Genomic DNA, 18,708 nt, shown 5'->3' on the forward strand with positions numbered 1-18,708 from the left:
CCCATTGAACGGGTCCACCTTGAAGTATGGTTTTGACCATGAAGGAGGACCACAATGGCAAACAAGCGACACAAGCCCGACGAGATCGTCACGAAGCTTCGGCAGGTTGAGGTTTTGCGCGGCCAAGGCATGGCGATGGCGGATGCTGTTCGCCAGATCGGCGTTTCCGAGCTGACGTTCTACCGGTGGCGTAAGCAATATGGCGGCATGAGCCGTGACCAGCTTCGGCAGTTGAAGGATCTCCAGAAGGAGAACGAACGGCTTCGCAAGGCGGTGGCCGATCTGACGCTGGACAAGCTGATCCTGACGGAGGCTGCGCGGGGAAACTTCTGAGCCCCTCGCGTCGCCGTGCCTGCATCGACCATGTTCGCTCGGTTCTGCCGAAGCGCGTGTCGGAGCGCCGGGTATGCCTCGTGCTTGGGCAGCATCGCTCCACGCAGCGGCGTATTCCTCGCGGCCGGGACGACGAGCAGCAACTGACCGAGGACATCGTCGCATTGGCCCGCCGCTATGGCCGCTATGGCTATCGCAAGATCGCCGAGCTTCTGCGCAGCCAGATGGGCTGGGTGGTCAACGACAAGCGGGTCGAGCGCATCTGGCGGCAAGAGGGGCTGAAGGTTCCAGCCAAACAACCGAAGAAAGGCCGGCTCTGGCTCGCCGACGGATCATGCATCCGCCTGCGCGCCGAGCGGCCCAATCATGTCTGGTCCTACGACTTCGTCGAGGACCGAACCCATGACGGAAGGAAGTACCGCATGCTCAATGTGATCGACGAGTTCACGCATGAGGCGCTGGCGATCCGCATCGATCGCAAGCTCAACTCCACCGACGTCATCGACGTCCTGTCCGATCTCTTCATCCTGCGCGGCGTGCCTGAGCACATCCGCTCCGACAACGGCCCGGAGTTCATCGCCACGGCCGTGCAGGACTGGATCACCGCAGTCGGGGCGAAGACCGCCTACATCGCTCCCGGCAGTCCATGGGAGAACGGCTACATCGAGAGCTTCAACGCGCGCCTGCGCGACGAACTCCTCGACGGCGAGATCTTCTACACGCTCAAAGAGGCCAGGATCATCGTGGAAAGCTGGCGGCGGCATTACAACACCGTGCGTCCGCATGGATCGCTCGGCTACAAGCCGCCGGCACCCGAGGTCTTCATCCCGGCATTCGCGCGGGCGGCCCTGCAACCCCAACCAGCAATGCCGCCCGCGCTGGCGCCGCGACCATCATTGCACTAACAATCAAATTGGACCCGTCCGTGGGGGCCGATCATTCGTCCCACCAGCGCATTCATCGCATCAAGGGCAACAACGCGATGCTGCTGGACAAGCGCACGACCGTTCTTAAAATCACTCACCATCGGTGTTTCTCAAGCGAACTATCTTCTCGAAGATTCAATCCAAATCCGAAAAAGCCAAACAGTTCTCGAAACCTACCGAACCATTCGCGATCGGCTTTGTACTATGCTGGAACGGAGAAAGCGGTCCCAGCAGTTCGCCTTTCAATTGGCAGCGTGTTCGGGCACCTTCTCTTGCAGGACAGCCAGATCGGTGACAATCGCCGCCGCTTCATTCTGAAGAACGTCCGTCGCGTTCTTGCGGCTATTTTCGATTGCGAGGTCCGCACTCAGGCTTCGCTCGTTTGACTGCAGACCATCGTCAATCTGCGTATCAATACCATCATTGGATTTTCCACGCGCCTTGGCTCGATTTTCCTGCGCGGTCATCTCATTGCGACGCACCGTTTCGTTGAGAGAAATGACCTTTTTCTCGCGCTGTGCCTTGAGCGCCGCCACGTCTTCCACAAAGTTCTGAAACTCGCTGGATTTCTGCACGCGCTCGTCATGCAGATTTTGCAGCCTTGGCAACAATGCCTTTATGGCATCAGAGGCTTTGTATTTCGCCGCGGAGACCTGGGTCCACGGCAAAGCGTTGTCGAAGCTCGATTCACCGACAAGCTTGAGATCGAAGAGCCCAGGCAGGCTGATATCCGGCGTCACGCCGCGCAACTGCGTCGTTCCACCGTCGACACGGAAGAACTGGGCAACTGTAAATTTGAGCTCGCCATATTCAGGCTTGGGATTGTTGGCCACTTCGTCGAGGTCGACCACGGTCTGCACGGTTCCCTTGCCGAAACTTGGCTCGCCTATGACCACGCCACGCCCGTAATCCTGTATTGCCGCAGCGAAGATTTCCGAGGCTGAGGCAGAGCCGCGATTGATAAGCACGCCCAGCGGTCCCTTCCAGGCTGGGGCGGGAAGATTATCGCTTTCGACCTTGACCTCGCCGTTTGCGTTGCGTTGCTGGACCACCGGACCCTTGCCCACGAACAGACCAGTCAGGTCAATCGCCTCGCTCAGTGACCCGCCGCCATTGTTGCGGAGATCGACCAGGACGCCATCAACCTTATCCTGCTTCAGCTCGGTAATCAGCTTGGCAACATCGCGGCTGGCGCTCCTGTAGTTCTTGTCGCCCTTCCGCCGCGCTTGAATATCTTCGTAGAACGCCGGGAGGGTAATCACCCCGATCTTGCGGGTAACATTTCCGTCCTTCACGGGAAGGATCGTTTTCTTGGCAGCCTGCTTGTCGAGACTGATCTTGTCGCGAACCAGCGTGATGACATGGTGCTTGCCATCGGCACCGGCATCTGCTGGCAGAATGTCGAGGCGCACGACCGATCCCTTGTCACCACGGATCATCTGCACAACTTCATCGAGCCGCATTCCGATTACTTCTTTGATCGGGCCGTCTTTGCCCTGACCTACCCCGATGATACGGTCGCCCACCGCAAGCTTGCCCGACGATTGCGCCGGCCCACCGGCGACAAGTTCGCGGATCGTCGTATAGTCGTCCCTTTCCTGAAGCACCGCGCCGATGCCAACCAGCGACAGCTTCATGGAAATATCGAACTCGGCTGAAGCCTTTACGCCGAAATAATCGGTGTGCGGATCGACCGATGTCGTATAGGCCGCCATAAAGGACTGAAAGGCATCGTCGCTTTTGTATTTATACGTGCGCTCGATGGAGTTCTCGTAACGCTTGTCGAGCGTCTTGCGAATGGTCGCATCGTCCTTGCCGGCAAGCTTCAGACGCAGCCAGTCGTTCTTGACGCGCTTGCGCCACAGGTCGTCGCTTTCCTCGTTCGACCGCGGCCAGGGTTCCTTGTCGCGCACGATGGAGAATTCTTCCTGCTTGCTGAAATCGAAATTCTGCTTGAGCAGACCACGTGCAAACGTCATGCGCTCGATGATGCGCATCTGGTAGACGCTGAAAATGGAAAAAGGAATAGTCAGGTCCTGACGGCCGATGGCGTCGTCGATTTCCTTGCTGCCGGTCAGGAACTTGTCGACATCCGCCTGCAGAAAGATGAGCCGATCCGGGTCCAGCGAATCGATGAACCGGTTCATGATCCGGACCGACAAGGCATCATCCAGCGGGACGGGCCGATAATGGAAACGCGTCAGGAATTCTGCCGTCAGATGAGCGGCTTGAACCTGCTCCGGCGAAGGCTTCAAAACGGCCGGCGGACCGACTTCGAGAGCATGCGCGGGCAAAACACCTGCCAGAAAGAGACAAACCAGGCCGATTTTGATGCGTTTCAAGTTATGTTCCATTCTTGACGCCGAGCGTTTAATTCCAACCCTTGTTGGCTAAATATGGTTTTTTGGCAACCGTCCATGCCAGTGAGAGCTGTTTTCGCTTTTCACGGGCAATGGAAAATGCTTCGTCCACATTATGTCCAAAAGGCGGATTGTTCCAACCAAAAGCCGCGACACCTGAACGGCCTTCCCTCTCCAGTAGAGAAAGGCAGCGGCTATTTCTCGATTTTTGTGACCGGCTGATCCGCGCCCAGAGCACGCTTCACCGCTGCGCGTGCGGATGCCAGATCAGGCATGACCCAGTTGGGCTCTCCGCCAAGAAACTTGTCGAGAAATGCAATCGCGTAGCCGGGCATTTCGCCGATATTTTCCTTATATGACCACCATGTACGCAACTCGTCGGCGCATTGATCTATATCCGGGACCGTGCCGAACTCCTGTTCCTGCACAGCCGCAATGGCGCAGATGCAATAGTTGGTGTAGAGAAAACCCTCGGGCCAAAATCTCACGATCTCGTACAGACGACCCGCGTCACCGTCGGCATGACTTGGCGGCGAAACAGCCTTCGCCGGAGACAGACGGATCAGTTCGCGCAGCACCAGCCCGGCTGCGAAGGTGATGAAATCCTTGCGGTCCACCTTGGCAAAACGCTTGTTCTGGTCCACCAGCTCCACCCAGTTCAGAAACGCCTCGGTGAGCTTCTTTTCATCGATGTGGTATTCAACGCCGTAGAGCTCATGCAGCAAACTTGCATGCTTGCGGAACGTCGCCCTGAACCAGCGCAGCTGACGCAGTCGATGACGCAGGTCGGGCATCGATGCCATTTGTTCCCTAAGCAGCAAATCCATGGTGCGAACGGCCTCCGGTTTCAAAGCGACATTAAGCGAAGTGGATTGAAATGTCAGTCTTCATTCGCGTTGCATCAGCGATAAAATTATACATATTGACATTCCAGAAGACAAATGTTCTCTAATTACCGAAAGGCGAACCCGGAAAATATCCCGGTCGCCCTTCGTGGGAGGAGAACAAAATGGCTATCTGGCAATGGGCTTTGCTGGCGCTCGCCTTGCTGTGGGGCTTCCAGTCGCTGGGCGTCTGGTTCCAGATGCAGCACTATTCCGATGTGATGAAGGGCATCACTTCGAAATATTCGGATGGTTTTGTTGGCGCCGGGCATGTGCGCGGACGCTTCGGCAAAGGCGTCATCGTGCTGATCGTCGTAGATCGCAATCTCGTCGTGCGCCGCTTCCTCCAGATGAGCGGACGGACCGTCTTTGCAAAGTTCATCCGTCGCGAAGGCTTTGAGGGAATGCGCCTTGGCGCATTGCTGGATAATTCCGCGATCGGAGAAGGAAAGCCTGAAATGGTGGCTGCCGCCAGACAGGCGATAGAACAGATCGGCCGCATAAGAGACCAGTCCGATGGGATCGAACTCGAAGGTCTGAAGGCAGTGGGAGCATAGGAGTTGCTTGCCTGAAACAAGCAATCGAGGAGGAGCAATGTCGATAGTCACGATGTTGGCGCAACATGCCGACGCAACGATGCAGTCCATACACATGGCTGGCAGCATGATTTCCGATGCCGCGCTGCACGGCAAACATGCCGCAGAGCACGCGGGAAATGATCTTCTGCAGCTTGCGCAAGCAACTGCCCCTGCACCGGGCGACGCTGGCAGCGGCGGAATTACCGTCGATCAGTTCAAGGAACGCCTTCAGAACGTCCAGCAGGAAGAGCAGCTCGGCTGGCTTGCCTCCATCGGCAAGCACTTCATTGGCGTATTCCAGAAAGGCGGCGAGGTTTTTGCCGGATTTGTCACCGGCATCATTCCGACACTTGTGGTGCTGATGACCGCGTTTTATGCCGTGACGGAACTGGTCGGCGAAAAGCGCGTCCATGGCATCGCACGCAGCGCGGGGCGCATTGCGTTGACCCGCTACACGGTTCTGCCGGTTCTGTCGGTCTTCTTTCTGACCAACCCGATGGCCTACACGTTCGGTTCATTCCTTGAGGAGAAGCACAAGCCGGCTTTCTATGATGCGGCCGTGTCCTACGTCCACCCGCCGCTGGGTCTTTTCCCGCACATCAATCCGGGTGAATATTTTGTCTGGGGCGGCGTGCTGGTTGCCCTTCTTGAGCTTGAGAAAAAAGGCGCGGTTTCAACCGGTTATCACATCAATGTCGCAATCTGGTACGCCATCGTGGGTCTCGTGGTGATCCTCCTCAAAGGCATCCTCACAGAACGCATCACCGCCATCATGGCGCGGCGTCAGGGCATCGAGCTTTAGGCGGGAAACGGGGAGGACGACATGGTGAAGACCTATAAGGCAGTTCAGATTTCCCGCGGTTCGAATGGCTGGGGCGGCCCGCTTGTCATTCAGCCGACGGAGCAGCGCAACAAGGTGGTTTCAGTTACCGGCGGCGGCATCCATCCGCTTGCCCACCGGATTGCCGAACTGACCGGCGCGGAAGTCGTTGACGGCTTTCGCTCGCCGCCAATTGAAAGCGAAATGGCTGTGGTGGTCGTCGATTGCGGCGGCACGGCCCGTTGCGGCGTTTATCCGCGCAAGCGCATCCCGACCGTAAACATCACGCCGGTCGGACAGGCGGGGCCGTTGGCACAATTCATTACCGAAGACATCTATGTGTCAGGCGTGAAGCCGGAAAACATTGTTCCGGCTGACGGCTCCACCGCCGCCGCTCCCGCTGCGGCGACGACCGAAGAAGACGAGCCCGCGCCTGTAGAGCAGCCAAGCGAAGGCGGCCTTGTCGGACTTATCAGCAGCATCGGCCGCGTCATGGGCCGCGTCGTCGGTATTTTCTTCCAGGCGGGACGCCGCACAATCGATCAGGTTATCCGCAACGTTCTGCCGTTCATGGCGTTCGTGACGATGCTCATCGGCTTGATCCTCTATACCGGCATTGGCGATATTCTCGCCCAGCCGCTCGGCCCGCTTGCCAACAACATTATCGGATTGCTGGTGCTTTCCGCGATCTGCGGCCTGCCGTTCCTCTCGCCGATCCTCGGACCGGGTGCGGTTATCGCGCAGGTCGTCGGCGTGGCAATCATCGGACCGCAGATTGCAAACGGCACTATTGCCCCGGCAATGGCCCTTCCCGCCCTGTTTGCCTACAACACGCAGGTCGGTTGCGACTTCGTGCCGGTCGGCCTGGCGCTCGGAGAAGCCAAACCCAAGACCATCGAGATCGGTGTGCCCGCGATTCTGATCAGCCGCCAGATCATGGGCCCGCTTTCAGTTCTGATCGCATGGGTCGCAAGCCTCGCGGTGCTCTGAAAATCCGGCCCGCCGCGGCAGGCACAGCGGCGGGCGACCTCTCGTACATATACAATAACGATGTTTCCGATCAGCTTCACGAGCATCGAACACCAGACGAAGAAAGGACCGCCTCTATGTCGATACACCTCAAAACGCGGATCACCGCAATCGGCCCGGAAGTCGCGGACCTCGCCGAAGGCGGCGTTCTCATCCTGTTTGCTGACGGTTCACCGCCTGAGCTGGCGGAAGTATCCGTTCTCCATGTGGTGGAAGAAGGTCCTGAAGCATCGGCCCCGGCTGTCGGAACACAGATCGCAATCGGTGCGCTCAAAGCTGAAATCACCGCCGTTGGCGAAAGCGCCTGGCAGAAGGTGCGCGACATCGGGCATGTCGTTATTTCGTTTACGGGTGCGGGTTCGACAGATCGCCCCGGTGAAATCTGTGCCAGCGAAATAGCAGGCGAAGAGCTTGTCGCTGCTCTCAAGGAAGGGCAGATTATCACTATTGGCGGCTGAAACTGCCGGTCCTCGGATTTGAAATTGCATTCGACTTGAGGCTTACATAGATGGAACGCTCGACTATCGTCCGGGTGCGTGAGGGGCTGCATGCGCGCCCGGCTACCCGCTTCGTTAAACTGGCCAAGGGGTTTGAAAGCGATATTGAAATCGCCAAGGCGGGAAAAAGCGTAAGCGCCAAGAGTTCCGTCAAGCTGATGCTGCTTGGTGTAAAAGAGCTTGATGAAGTTACCGTTCGTGCCGATGGTGCAGATGCGATTGAGGCCATTGAAGCCCTGATCGGCTATCTGGAAAATCCACAGGCGGGGCTGGAAGAGGGCGCTGCGCCGACTGCACCTGAACCTTTGGCTGCGCCTCAAGCCGAAACCGCGCCGCAAGCCGCGATGACGCCAAACCTCCCCGCAGGGCAGATAAAGGGTGTTGGCGCAAGCGAAGGCATCTCTCTGGGCGCGGCTTTTCCGTTCTTTCCCGAAGAAATCCAGCCCTTGGGCCGAAAGCTGGCATCCGCTGAAATAGACGCCGAGATTACCCGCTTCAGAGGCGCTATTGCCACTGTCCAAGAGCGTATGGGTGCTTCCCTTTCCAGCGATGATCTCGCTGACGCTGACAGAGGTATTATCGCGGCATTGAAGGATATTGCCGCGGATGACAGCCTGACGGACGAAGCGCTCGGGCTTATTCGCGGCGGTCTCGACGCTATCTCAGCCATGCTCGCGGCGGCTTCAACCGTGGCCGCACAGTTTGCGACCCTTGATGATCCCTATCTCAATGCCCGTGCGGAGGATGTTCACGCCGTCAGCCGCCAGATCTGTCTTGCGCTTCTCGGCAAGGAAGACGTCAATCTGGAAGGGTTGCCGGAAGGATCAATACTCATCGCCGACGACATCGGCGCCTGGGATCTGGCACGAGCGCCGCTCAAGAAGATCAAGGGCGTCGTCTGCGGGCATGGCGGCGCAACATCGCATGTGGCCATCATTGCGCGCACACACGGTATTCCTGCGGTTCTTGGCCTCGGGAGCGCCGTGCAGCAACTACGCAACGCGAAAACCGTGGCGGTGGATGGAAGTTCGGGCATCGTTCATTCCGATCCTGACACGGCAACCCGCAACGCAATCGAAGCGCGCATTTCCAATGCATTGCAGGAAAGGCAGGCGCTGGATGCCTATCGCTCCGTCACGCCGCGCAGGGCCGACGGCACGGTCATAGAAGTCGCAGCCAATATGGGTGCGCTGGAGGAGATCGAAGTCGCGCTTGAAGCCGGTGCGATGGGTGTCGGGCTTTTTCGCACCGAACTTCTCTTCATGAAGCATATTCACCTGCCTTCAGAGGATATGCAGACCGAAACCTATTCCGCGCTGCTGAAAGCCTTTGCCCCAAATCCCGTCATCGTTCGCACGCTGGATATCGGCGGGGACAAACCGATTGCAGGCATCGAGTTTCCGGAAGAAGAAAACCCTTTCCTTGGCTGGCGCGGCATTCGCATGTGCCTGGACCGCCCGGACGTGTTCAAGCCGCAACTGCGGGCGCTTTTGCGTGCAGCGGTCAGCGGCAATCTCAAGGTCATGTTGCCCATGGTTTCCGATGTCGAGGAAATTCGTGCAACCAAACGCCTCATCGCTGAATGCATCGGCGAGCTTGAAAGCGAAGGCAAGGCTTTTGCCGGGTTCGATCTTGGCGTCATGATCGAGACCCCAGCCGCTGTTTTCGCCGCGCGGGAGCTTGCAAAAGAAGCGGCTTTCTTCTCCATCGGCACCAATGATCTGACGCAATATGTGATGGCTGCGGACCGGCTTAACCCGACCGTTGCGAAACTCAACGATGTTAGCCACCCCGCTGTAATGGCGGCAATTGAGATGACCGCCAAAGCGGGAACCGAAGCAGGCATCATGGTCGGCATGTGCGGCGAGGCGGCGGGAAAGCCGGAACTCATCAGCGCGTTCCTGCGAATGGGACTGACCGAACTCAGCATGAGCCCGGCATCAATTCCCCGCGCAAAGAAGCTGATTATGGATATGTTTCAGCCATCCGGCCCGGATCAAGGAAGATGAGCAATTAACGTCTGGAACAATGACTCGAGCTGCGCCTGATCACGATCTTCTGCTGCCTGCATGAGACGATCATGGCGCACATCCAGCGCCAGAATTGCACTTTCCAAAGGATCGACGCCCGCCAGATCGGCCGCTTTCGCCGTCGCCAGACCGCAGGCAAGTCCCGCAGCCGCGAAACAGGTCGTTTCAAATCTACGCAAGGCGCGCGGGTCAAGATGCCCTTCCGCAGAGATAAAACGCACGGGCCTTTCGCCGAGCAGTTCCAGAAAAAGAGCTGTCACGGCCTTGGCGGTTGTCGCAATTTTGGTTTCGCCTGCTTCTGCAGAAAACACGTTCTTCAGCAACGAGCCATATTTCCGCATCATCCTTGCGTGAACCGTTGCGAACGCGGCTTCATGGATCAGCACGTTCTGCAACTGGTGGCGGCGCAGCACTTCCTTGGTGAGATAATACATATCCTTTCGGAAAGCCCGCGCTCCTTCCGCGCCAGCACTGAAATAGACCGACAGGCTTTTTACATGCGGTGCGTTGTTATGGACTTTCGGGTCGGCGGAAATCAGCGAAATGGAAATTGTTTCGGCTGTCGTCAGGGCCTTGTCCACCATGCTTGCCGCATGTTCCAGCAGCAGTTCAGGAGACGGAATGTCGCTGCGCCTTTCGGCCTCCGGCAAACCGTCATGGCAATTGCGGCGAATCATGTATCGAACCCCGCGCAGGCGGTCCTTCAGATTGACTGCAATTTCTTCCGAAAGAGTGCGCAACATCGTCGATTTCCCTTATGGCAGCACCATCGCAACAGGATGGACCAGACACTTGAATTATGGTTTGCCTTCATATGGAAAAGCAATAGTTTCGGTGTAGAAACAGCGCTTCTATAATGCAGTATTACGCCGTTAATTTGAGGGATAGTTTTGAAAAAAGCCGGCAGGAAGACACAGACAAATCCGGAAGCAGCAGACCTCATCATCGGATCGGAAGGTGTAGCTGCCGAAAACCGTACAAGCCGGCTGCGAACACGCGCTGCGTGGATGTATTACGTCGAACAGATGACCCAGAACGATATCGCGGAAGCGCTCGGTGTCGGACGTGTCACAATCGTTCGCCTTCTTGCCGACGCCCGTGCTCGCAATGAAGTAAAAATCACCATCGAAGGCAAGCTGGCAAGTCTGACATCCCTTGAAGTCGAACTTGAGAAAACCTTCGGTCTGGAGCGCGCCATCGTCGCTCCCCTCTCCTCGCCCGAGGTCGACCCTATTCCGCCGATCAGCGCCGCCACCGGCGCCTATCTCTCTGAAAAAGTACAGCACGGCATGACCATCGGCGTGGGATGGGGACGGACTCTTTCCAGCACTCTGCAACATATCGGCGCGCGCCCGCTCAACGATCTGAAAGTCATTTCCCTCCTCGGCGGCATCGTGCAGCCGCGCCGTTCAAACCCGCCGGAATTTGCCTGGCAGTTTGCGCAGATTTTTCAGGGCGAAGGCTACCTCATCCCCGCCCCGGCTCTGGTCGACAGCAAAGAAACCCGCACTGCACTCATCGAGCGCTGTGGCCTGAACACAGTGCTCGACATGGCCGAAGAACTCGACATGGTCCTGCTCAGCGTCGGCGATATTCAGACCGCCAGCAGTACGTCTTATCGCGTGGGTCTGATCGATGAGGCGCAGAAACTGTCGCTCATCGAAAACGGCGCTGTCGGCGACGTGCTGTTCCACTTTTATGACAAGGACGGCAAGATCGTCGATGATCCGGTCCATGACCGTGTCATGTCGGCGAAAATCGAGAGCCTTCAAAAGACGCCGCAGCGTATCCTCACCTCAGGTGGAAAAGAGAAGATTGCCGCTCTGCTCGGCGCGATAAAGCTCCTGAAGCCCACTGTTCTCATCACCGATGAAGAAAGCGCGGCACAGATGCTCCGTGAAAGGACGTAACCGGAATGAAAAGACAGCACATCGCCGCAAGGCGATGTGCTGCTCTTGATTATCTTGTTTCTGCAGCGACTGCGCATTCTTTCAGGATTTGCAGCACCGCAGCCCGTTCCTCAATTTGCGGCATATGTCCGCAACCGGCGAAGATGTGGACGCCGACTTTACCCGGCAATCCATGTGCGTGAGCAACGGGAATAACCCGGTCCTCCGCGCCAAAGATAAGCCGAACGGGCATGGCTAGGGCTGCAATGGATGAGCGAACCTCAAAGGTTTGTGTGCCATCCGCAAAAAACCGGGCGCCAATTGCTTCCTGTGTATTGCGCAATTCTGTATCGGCAGCCTGCGCAACGGTTGCATTGATGAACGGCTTGGTCAGATGGTTCTCGTCGGCGACGAGCAGCTTCAACCATGGAACGATGCTGGCTTCGCTTTTCGCGCCGACAAGCCCCTTGATAAAGGCACCGTTGATCTGGGGTCCTAAGCCGCCCGACGAAATCAGCAGCAAGGAGCGCACATCAACAATACCGCGCGCCGCAAGGACGGTCGCCACCGCCCCGCCAAGCGAATGCCCGACCAGAAGGCACGCGCTTACGCCCAGAGATTCCAGCGTCGCTTCCACAGCGACGGCAATCTCATCGATATTTTCGGGAACGATACGGGGCGAATTGCCATGCCCGGGAAGATCGAGCGCCAGAATCGGACGGCCAAGCGATGCGCCGGCAAACAATCCGCGCCATGAATTGAGATCGGCTGCAAAACCGTGGAGCAGAACTACCGGCAGGCGCCCTGCTTCACCCTCACGCAGCCATACAGCATTGAGCTGGCCGAGCGCGGCCGATTCCGCATCCTTGCTTGCAGACGATTTGGCCGTAACCGCTGGTTTCGCAATGCCAATACCGCCTTCAACGTCCTTCTTCTGCACGCGGCCCTTCGGCCCCGAGCCCTGAACGGCAGCGAGGTCAATGCCTGCGTCGCGCGCAAGCCGGCGGGCAAGCGGCGTCGCCCGCACCTTCCCGGTTGAATGCCGTTCATCGTCTTGGGAGGACTTGGAATCGAGATCGCTCGGCGGAGCTGTTTCGATTGCCCCATCTACGGGCGCAGCAGCAATCGGCTCTTCGGCAACCGCTGCGGGCTTGCCGCTGCGCTCTTCGCCTTCTTCATAAATCCAGGCGACGGCCTGACCGACAGGCACGACCGTCCCTTCCGCCGCGCTGATGTCTGCGATGATGCCCGATGCGGGCGCTTCGACTTCCATCGCAGCCTTGTCGGTCTCGATTTCAAAGAGAAGCTGGCCTTTCGTGACCGTATCGCCATCCTTGGCGTACCATCGCGAAATCTGGCCCGTCTCCATATCCATATCGACCTTGGGGAGAATGACTTCCACGGCCATGGTCAGCGCACTCCCCTAACCAGATCGCGAGCGCTTTTCAGAATGTCGGGCACCTGTGGCACTGTCGCGCGTTCGAGGTCGGGATTATAAGGAATTGGCGTTTCGGCGCCGCCAAGACGCACGATTGGCGCATCGAGGTAATCGAAAGCTTCGCTTTCCGCTACGATAGCGGAAATTTCGGCACCGATGCCAAGCGTCTTCACCGCCTCATAAACGCAGAGCAGCCTCGACGTCTTCTTGACGCTTTCGATGATGGTTTCGCGATCGATCGGACGCACGGTGCGCAGATCAATCACCTCAACATCGATACCTTCCTTTGCCAGTTCAGCGGCCGCATCAAGCGCCTTGTGCACCATGATGGCGGTTGCGACGATGGTCAGGTCGCGCCCTTCGCGGACCACCTCCGCCCTTCCGATGGGAACGGTGTAGAAACCTTCGGGGACCGGGCCTTTCATCTTGTAGAGCAGCTTGTGCTCAAAGATCATCACGGGGTCCGGGTCTTCAACGGCAGCGAGCAACATGCCCTTGGCGTCATGCGGCGTCGAAGGCTGCAGGACCTTGAGACCCGGAATGTGCCCGAGCCACGCTTCCAGACTCTGGCTATGCTGCGCTGCGGCGCCCGTCCCAGAGCCTGCCGGAAAGCGCATGACCAGCGGCACCGACACAGCGCCGCCGAGCATGTAGCGGATTTTTGCCGCCTGATTGACGATCTGCTCCATACCAAGCGCTGCAAAGTCGGAAAACTGGAACTCGAAAATCGGCCGCATGCCGGTCAGCGCTGCGCCGACAGCCACGCCAGCGCCGCCCAGTTCCGAAATCGGCGTATCCATGACCCGGTCTTCACCGAAACGATGGACAAGATCGCCGGTCACCTGAAATGCGCCGCCATAGACGCCAATATCTTCGCCCATCAGAAACACGCGGTCGTCGCGCTCCATGGCAATCGCCATGGCTTCCTGGATAGCTTGCGAATAGCTCAACTCACGGATTGTCGCGTCCATGTTCAAATATCGTCCGTGTAAACGTCGCGGGTCAGGTTGGTCAGGTCGGGCGCGGGGCTGTTCTTGGCGAATTCAATCGCCTCGGCGATTTCCTTCTCCACTTCCGCACGTATCGCCTCGATCTCGGCATCGTCGATGAAGCCGTAGGCTTTCAGATCGGCCTCGAAATGCGCGATCGGATCGCGATCATTCTGCCAATGCTCGATTTCTTCCTTGGTGCGATAACGGTTGCGGTCGCTCTTGGAATGGCCCCTAATACGGTAAGTCTTGTTTTCAATCAGCGTTGGCCCGTCGCCGCGCCGCGCGCGTTGGGTGGCCTCGCTGACGGCCTCCGCCACTTCGGACAGATTATTGCCGTCCACGATCACGCCCGGCATGTTGTAGGCCGATGCACGGTCGGCGACATTGGCAACCGCTGTCGAGCGCTTGGTCGAGGTGGACATGCCGTAACCGTTGTTTTCGCACACGAAAACGACCGGAAGCTTCCAGACCGACGCCATATTGAGGGCTTCGTGGAAAGCCCCCTCATTGTTCGCGCCATCCCCGAAAAACGACACGACAACCTTGCCGTTTTTCTGTTTCTTGGCGGAAAGCGCAGCGCCGACCGCAATCGGAATGCCGCCGCCGACAATACCGTTCGCGCCAAGGTTTCCCTTGGAAACATCGGCGATATGCATGGAGCCGCCACGGCCCTTGCAATAGCCGGTTTCCTTGCCGAAGAACTCGGCAAACATGCGCTTCACGTCCGCGCCCTTGGCGATGCAGTGGCCATGACCGCGATGGGTGGACGTGATCATGTCGTCATCGTTGAGCGGCAGACAGGAGCCCATCGCGCTTGCTTCCTGCCCGATGGAAAGATGCATCGTTCCGTGAATGAGGCCACGCGTGTAGCTTTCCTCCGCCCCCTCTTCAAAGCGCCTGATGAGATACATCTTGTGCAGCGCTTCTTTCAGCTGATCCGGCGAATAGGTGCGGAAGGCATAAGGCAGGTTGTGGCGGTCGCCCGTATCCTGCGGCTCAACTTTTTTGGCTTGAACCATGGTGTTTGTCCTTACGCCCCGTAAACGAGCTTGTCTTGACGAGCGCGCAGCTCCGCAATCCTGGAACCGGGAGCCACAGCCGCATTATCGTAGGTGATGAGCTCGCCTTTCTTGATCGGCCTGGTCACGCTGCCGCCTTGCAGAAGCCCGCATGGGATCGCGTGCGCGCTACGTGCTTCGCCGGACGTCATGATCCACGCGCGGTAGCAATATTCGCCAATGGCATCGAGCTTTTCACCCGGCTGCATGTCCTTTTTTGCAAGCGCAGCCACTTCCGCGACCGGCTTTGAAAGCGGCACCATGTCCGGCTTGCCGTAGAGCACCACGCGGGCGCAGGTCAGCGGCACTTCGAGGGACGTCAGGTGATAGGGGCGATGGAATGTAAAATATGGACCCTTGCCCATTTTCAAGTCTTCCATGCGTTCGGAAATACGCGGATGCGACATGTCGGCCACGACAAACACGCCCGGCGCTACGCCCTTGCCGATGGAATAATCTACCACTCCGACCTTCGAAAGCACGCCGCCGTCCTTTTCGGGGATCAGTGTCTTGTTGAGCTGGTCGAGCGTTGCGGCGGGGCCGTGCATGCCAGCCTTGTCCGGGACAAGACCCGTGGCGTTGGCAATGGCGGCCATTTCGACCATGGTTTTCGAACCATCGACGAATTCCACCAACATGCGGACATTCATGTTACGGCGTGTGGCTTCTTCCATATATTGGTCGGGAATAGCATCGATGTTGAGAGGATTGTTCTTGCCCTTGCCCGCCGCCACAATCGGATGGCCCATGGCGGTCACGAACTCGATCAGTTCCATGCAGGATGACGGCTCATCGCCAGCCCCCAGCGAATAGGTGACGCCGAGACGTTCGGCTTCCGCTTTCAGGTAAGCGCCGATCGTCACGTCCGCTTCGACATTCATCATGACGAGATGCTTGCCATGCTCCATGGCGCGCAGGCCGATTTCGGCGCCGACAGCCGGAACCCCGGTCGCATCGATCACGACGTCGATAAGGTCGTTTTCGAGGATCAGGTCGGCATTGTCGGTGACGGCGATCTTGTGCGCCTCCATGGCGGCAGTCAGATCGGAAGCGGTAGAAACCTCGCGGCCATGGCCTTCTTCCTGAAAAGCAATATCGACGGCTTTCAGGGCATTGGGAATGCGCAGTTCGGAGATGGCGCCAACCTCGATGCCCGGCATATGCGCAACGCGCGTGACGATATCGGTGCCCATTTCGCCGGAACCAATCAGTCCGATACGGATCGGCCGCCCGCTATCCGCGCGCGCCTGCATGTCACGCGCCAAACCTGTCAACGCCACATTGGTTGCCATCGCTTCCTCCTGAACCTGCCTGCAAAAATTCTCGCAGTCTCCTCTGACACCTATCGATTAATGAACATTTGTTTTTAAGTCAATACGTGTGTTCATTCGATTGCCGCGGGCGCGCGCCTCCAGATATCATATTGTTATTCAACTTTAGTTTGATATAGAATACAAATGTTCTGCCGTTTCGCCTCGTTCACATTTTGAAACGTCGATACGTGCGAGCTAATAATGGCGTTCTGTTAGCTCGGTGCACTTTGGGAAAGTGCGCCGGGGGGAGGAGAAATAAATGGACGCATTTCTGAGCGGGCTGAAGTCGGCTATCGACACACTTGGGGCAACGGTTCTGCTGCCCATCGTCATTTTCATCATTGCCGTCATACTCGGCGCGAAAGTGGGCAAAGCCTTCCGCGCAGCCGTGACCATCGGTGTGGCTTTCATCGGCATCAATCTGGTTCTGGGCCTCATGTTCACCTCCATCGGTGAAGTGGCGCAGGCAATCGTCACCAATACCGGCATCAAGCGCGATATTGTCGATGTCGGCTGGCCGTCGGCTGCGGCCATCGCTTTTGGATCGTCGGTTGGGTTGTGGGTCATTCCGGTCGGCATTCTGGTCAACATCGCGCTTCTGCTGCTGCGCTGGACGCGCACGCTGAACGTGGACGTGTGGAATTTCTGGCATTTTGCCTTTGTCGGCTCACTGGTCGTCGCTGCAACGGACAACCTCGCCTACGGCATCATCATTGCAGCACTCGTTGCCGCTCTATCCCTGTTGTTTGCAGACTGGTCCGCGCGCGCCGTCCAGCAATTTTATGGCGTGCCGGGCGTTTCCGTGCCGCATCTGGCTTCCGCGCAGATTCTGCCGATTGCGATCATCCTCAACTGGATCATGGACCGCATTCCCGGCATCAACAAAATCAATATCAGCACCGAAACCATCGAACGCCGCTTCGGCGTGTTCGGCGAACCGGTCGTGCTTGGCCTGATCATCGGTTTGGTGTTGGGGCTCATAGCATTTTACAATGCCGGTGATTTCGGCACCGTTCTCGCCAAGGTTCTCGGCACCGGCATGACGCTTGCCGCGGTCATGCTGCTTCTGCCGCGCATGGTCAAAATCCTGATGGAAGGCCTGTTGCCGGTGTCGGATGCCGCGCAGGAATTCGTTCGCAAGCGCACCGGTGACCGCGAGCTCCTCGTCGGCCTCGACTCGGCAATTCTCATCGGACATCCTGCGGCGATTTCGTCTTCGCTCATTCTCGTGCCGATTGCGATCGTCCTGTCAGTTATCCTGCCGGGCAACCGCGTGATCCTGTTCGCCGACCTTGCGGTCATTCCGTTCATTGTCGCCATGACAGCGCCGCTCCTGAAGGGAAACGTGTTCCGCATGGTCGTCGTCGGAACGATTACGCTGGCCATCGGCTTCTATGTAGCCAATGCGCTTGCACCGCTGTTCACCAGCGCTGCCGTTTCGTCGGGCTTCAAGCTGCCTGAGAACGCCCTGCAAATTACGTCCGTGGTCGATGGTTTCCTGTGGGTGCCATATGTCATCATCTCGGCCATCCAGTGGCTTGGTGCTATCGGTATCGCGGTGATTGCCGTTGTTATTGCAGCACTTTTCATGCTCTATCGTCGCAACACGCTGGCATGGGAACGCGCCGCAGGCGCCGAGGACGAACCGGCGGACGAATTTGCTGCCTGATTTCAGCAATGATCGGCGCAAGAAATCAAAGTCGCACGTCGCAATCGGCGTGCGGCCTTCTATAACGGAGAATGGAATGGCAGCCGGCCTGATAGATTTTCTCGACCCGCAAGCAATCGAGCTTCAGAGCGAAGCAAAAACCAATGAAGAAATCATCCGCATACTCGCAGGCAAGCTGGAAAAGCTCGGCTATGTAAAGGCGAGCTATGCCGACGCCGTTGTCAGCCGTGAACTGTCGATGCCAACGGGACTGCCGCTTGAGCGCGACGAGAATGTCGCCGTGCCTCACACCGACCCCGAGCATGTCCTCAAGGCCGGAATTGCCTTGGCGACACTGAGATCACCAATTGAATTTGCCAATATGGAAGACCCTGAAGAAGCTGTTCCCGTTGGATTCGTCTTTTTGCTTGCCATCAATGACAAGGACAAACAGATTGAAACCCTGCAGCAGATTATGGCGACCATACAGGATGCTGACGCACTCGACAGGCTGAAAGCGGCGCGCACGCTGGAAGACGTCCAATCCGCGTTGCAGTGAAACGCGCTCTCAATAATTGAACCTGGAGGAACCCATGGCCAGAATAAAAACAATTCTCTTCGCTTGCGGCACAGGTGTGGCGACATCCACGGCGGTGAACGCGACCGTTACCGAAGAAATGAAAAAGCGCGGGCTTACCTTCAATGCCCAGCAGGCGAAGGCAACGGAAGTCGCTTCACTGGCCGACAACGTGGATTTCATTGTTTCCACCACGCCTATTTCGGCTTCGGTGACCAAGCCTGTCATCAAGGGATTGCCCTTCCTCACCGGCATCGGCAAGGATCAAGTTCTCGATCAGATCGAGGCTGAACTGCGCAAGTAATATCTTGACGGTCTGCGGGTTACAGCAAGGAA

17 protein-coding genes are annotated in these 18,708 nt (G+C 57.7%); 10 read left to right on the top strand and 7 right to left on the bottom strand.

Annotated elements, in window-relative coordinates:
- Positions 1-54: 54 nt before the first annotated feature.
- Positions 55-1,238, top strand: a protein-coding gene (locus tag F9K78_RS04250) for an IS3 family transposase (protein WP_122066866.1) whose coding sequence is annotated in 2 segments (ribosomal slippage) — positions 55-319 and positions 319-1,238 — 1,185 coding nt in all. Because the reading frame shifts where the segments join, the coding sequence is not laid out codon by codon here.
- 263 nt (positions 1,239-1,501) lie between these two features.
- On the opposite strand, the gene F9K78_RS04255 is transcribed toward F9K78_RS04250, so the two are convergent.
- Positions 1,502-3,613 carry a carboxy terminal-processing peptidase gene (locus F9K78_RS04255; RefSeq protein ID WP_121981908.1) on the bottom strand — a complete coding sequence of 704 codons (2,112 nt, stop codon included), beginning with the start codon at positions 3,611-3,613 and terminating at the stop codon, positions 1,502-1,504.
- A gap of 200 nt (positions 3,614-3,813) precedes the next feature.
- Complete coding sequence (locus F9K78_RS04260; protein WP_121981907.1) at positions 3,814-4,446, bottom strand: hypothetical protein; 633 nt, start codon at positions 4,444-4,446, stop codon at positions 3,814-3,816.
- Between the two features lie 182 nt (positions 4,447-4,628).
- Between F9K78_RS04260 and F9K78_RS04265 the strand changes: the two genes are divergently transcribed.
- From F9K78_RS04265 to ptsP, 5 genes are all read left to right on the top strand, one after another.
- Positions 4,629-5,060, top strand: coding sequence for a transcriptional regulator GutM (locus F9K78_RS04265; protein WP_121981906.1), 432 nt, complete (start codon positions 4,629-4,631; stop codon positions 5,058-5,060).
- Positions 5,061-5,097: 37 nt separating this feature from the next.
- Positions 5,098-5,883, top strand: a complete 786-nt coding sequence (srlA, locus tag F9K78_RS04270) for a PTS glucitol/sorbitol transporter subunit IIC (RefSeq protein WP_121981905.1) — start codon at positions 5,098-5,100, stop codon at positions 5,881-5,883.
- Positions 5,884-5,904: 21 nt separating this feature from the next.
- Positions 5,905-6,891 (top strand): PTS glucitol/sorbitol transporter subunit IIB, encoded by a 987-nt coding sequence (srlE, locus tag F9K78_RS04275; protein ID WP_121987145.1) that lies wholly within the window; start codon positions 5,905-5,907, stop codon positions 6,889-6,891.
- A 116-nt stretch (positions 6,892-7,007) separates the two neighbouring features.
- Positions 7,008-7,388: a PTS glucitol/sorbitol transporter subunit IIA gene (locus F9K78_RS04280; RefSeq protein ID WP_121981903.1), complete on the top strand. Its 381-nt coding sequence runs from the start codon at positions 7,008-7,010 to the stop codon at positions 7,386-7,388.
- Positions 7,389-7,438: 50 nt separating this feature from the next.
- Positions 7,439-9,436: a phosphoenolpyruvate--protein phosphotransferase gene (gene ptsP / locus F9K78_RS04285; RefSeq protein ID WP_121987146.1), complete on the top strand. Its 1,998-nt coding sequence runs from the start codon at positions 7,439-7,441 to the stop codon at positions 9,434-9,436.
- On the opposite strand, the gene F9K78_RS04290 is transcribed toward ptsP, so the two are convergent.
- Positions 9,424-10,200 (bottom strand): hypothetical protein, encoded by a 777-nt coding sequence (locus tag F9K78_RS04290; protein WP_121981901.1) that lies wholly within the window; start codon positions 10,198-10,200, stop codon positions 9,424-9,426. The two genes, ptsP and F9K78_RS04290, sit on opposite strands and share 13 nt — an antisense overlap.
- 147 nt (positions 10,201-10,347) lie before the next feature.
- Here F9K78_RS04290 and F9K78_RS04295 point away from each other — a divergent pair, with 147 nt between their 5' ends.
- Positions 10,348-11,367, top strand: coding sequence for a sugar-binding transcriptional regulator (locus F9K78_RS04295; RefSeq protein ID WP_121981900.1), 1,020 nt, complete (start codon positions 10,348-10,350; stop codon positions 11,365-11,367).
- Positions 11,368-11,416: 49 nt separating this feature from the next.
- Here the strand turns inward: F9K78_RS04295 and F9K78_RS04300 are convergent, their stop codons facing one another.
- The 4 genes from F9K78_RS04300 to F9K78_RS04315 are packed head-to-tail and all read right to left on the bottom strand — an operon-like array spanning position 11,417 to position 16,126.
- Positions 11,417-12,754, bottom strand: a complete 1,338-nt coding sequence (locus F9K78_RS04300; protein WP_121981899.1) for an acetoin dehydrogenase dihydrolipoyllysine-residue acetyltransferase subunit — start codon at positions 12,752-12,754, stop codon at positions 11,417-11,419.
- Between the two features lie 2 nt (positions 12,755-12,756).
- Positions 12,757-13,755 carry an alpha-ketoacid dehydrogenase subunit beta gene (locus tag F9K78_RS04305; protein ID WP_121981898.1) on the bottom strand — a complete coding sequence of 333 codons (999 nt, stop codon included), beginning with the start codon at positions 13,753-13,755 and terminating at the stop codon, positions 12,757-12,759.
- 2 nt (positions 13,756-13,757) lie between these two features.
- Positions 13,758-14,795 (bottom strand): thiamine pyrophosphate-dependent dehydrogenase E1 component subunit alpha, encoded by a 1,038-nt coding sequence (locus F9K78_RS04310; RefSeq protein WP_121981897.1) that lies wholly within the window; start codon positions 14,793-14,795, stop codon positions 13,758-13,760.
- 11 nt (positions 14,796-14,806) lie between these two features.
- Positions 14,807-16,126: an NAD(P)H-dependent oxidoreductase gene (locus F9K78_RS04315; RefSeq protein ID WP_121981896.1), complete on the bottom strand. Its 1,320-nt coding sequence runs from the start codon at positions 16,124-16,126 to the stop codon at positions 14,807-14,809.
- Positions 16,127-16,406: 280 nt separating this feature from the next.
- Here F9K78_RS04315 and F9K78_RS04320 point away from each other — a divergent pair, with 280 nt between their 5' ends.
- The 3 genes from F9K78_RS04320 to F9K78_RS04330 all read left to right on the top strand — a co-directional run bounded on the left by F9K78_RS04320 (position 16,407) and on the right by F9K78_RS04330 (position 18,676).
- The gene (locus tag F9K78_RS04320; RefSeq protein ID WP_121981895.1) at positions 16,407-17,816 is read left to right on the top strand and encodes a PTS galactitol transporter subunit IIC; all 1,410 of its coding nucleotides are present in this window, start codon (positions 16,407-16,409) and stop codon (positions 17,814-17,816) included.
- A 76-nt stretch (positions 17,817-17,892) separates the two neighbouring features.
- A complete protein-coding gene (locus tag F9K78_RS04325) occupies positions 17,893-18,354 on the top strand; it encodes a PTS sugar transporter subunit IIA (RefSeq protein ID WP_121981894.1) in 462 nt (153 codons plus the stop codon).
- Positions 18,355-18,388: 34 nt separating this feature from the next.
- A complete protein-coding gene (locus F9K78_RS04330) occupies positions 18,389-18,676 on the top strand; it encodes a PTS sugar transporter subunit IIB (RefSeq protein WP_061345673.1) in 288 nt (95 codons plus the stop codon).
- Positions 18,677-18,708: the final 32 nt, after the last annotated feature.

It is taken from the genome of Brucella pseudintermedia, from assembly GCF_008932435.1.
Taxonomy (GTDB): domain Bacteria; phylum Pseudomonadota; class Alphaproteobacteria; order Rhizobiales; family Rhizobiaceae; genus Brucella; species Brucella pseudintermedia.

Bases quoted from the DNA above. Each gene is read 5' to 3' on its own strand.
- F9K78_RS04320 (WP_121981895.1), top strand. From the start codon at position 16,407: ATGGACGCATTTCTGAGCGGGCTGAAGTCGGCTATCGACACACTTGGG.
- F9K78_RS04265 (WP_121981906.1), top strand. From the start codon at position 4,629: ATGGCTATCTGGCAATGGGCTTTGCTGGCGCTCGCCTTGCTGTGGGGC.
- F9K78_RS04330 (WP_061345673.1), top strand. From the start codon at position 18,389: ATGGCCAGAATAAAAACAATTCTCTTCGCTTGCGGCACAGGTGTGGCG.
- F9K78_RS04310 (WP_121981897.1), bottom strand. From the start codon at position 14,795: ATGGTTCAAGCCAAAAAAGTTGAGCCGCAGGATACGGGCGACCGCCAC.
- srlA (WP_121981905.1), top strand. From the start codon at position 5,098: ATGTCGATAGTCACGATGTTGGCGCAACATGCCGACGCAACGATGCAG.
- F9K78_RS04280 (WP_121981903.1), top strand. From the start codon at position 7,008: ATGTCGATACACCTCAAAACGCGGATCACCGCAATCGGCCCGGAAGTC.
- F9K78_RS04300 (WP_121981899.1), bottom strand. From the start codon at position 12,754: ATGGCCGTGGAAGTCATTCTCCCCAAGGTCGATATGGATATGGAGACG.
- F9K78_RS04325 (WP_121981894.1), top strand. From the start codon at position 17,893: ATGGCAGCCGGCCTGATAGATTTTCTCGACCCGCAAGCAATCGAGCTT.
- ptsP (WP_121987146.1), top strand. From the start codon at position 7,439: ATGGAACGCTCGACTATCGTCCGGGTGCGTGAGGGGCTGCATGCGCGC.
- F9K78_RS04315 (WP_121981896.1), bottom strand. From the start codon at position 16,126: ATGGCAACCAATGTGGCGTTGACAGGTTTGGCGCGTGACATGCAGGCG.
- F9K78_RS04305 (WP_121981898.1), bottom strand. From the start codon at position 13,755: ATGGACGCGACAATCCGTGAGTTGAGCTATTCGCAAGCTATCCAGGAA.
- srlE (WP_121987145.1), top strand. From the start codon at position 5,905: ATGGTGAAGACCTATAAGGCAGTTCAGATTTCCCGCGGTTCGAATGGC.
- F9K78_RS04255 (WP_121981908.1), bottom strand. From the start codon at position 3,613: ATGGAACATAACTTGAAACGCATCAAAATCGGCCTGGTTTGTCTCTTT.
- F9K78_RS04260 (WP_121981907.1), bottom strand. From the start codon at position 4,446: ATGGATTTGCTGCTTAGGGAACAAATGGCATCGATGCCCGACCTGCGT.
- F9K78_RS04290 (WP_121981901.1), bottom strand. From the start codon at position 10,200: ATGTTGCGCACTCTTTCGGAAGAAATTGCAGTCAATCTGAAGGACCGC.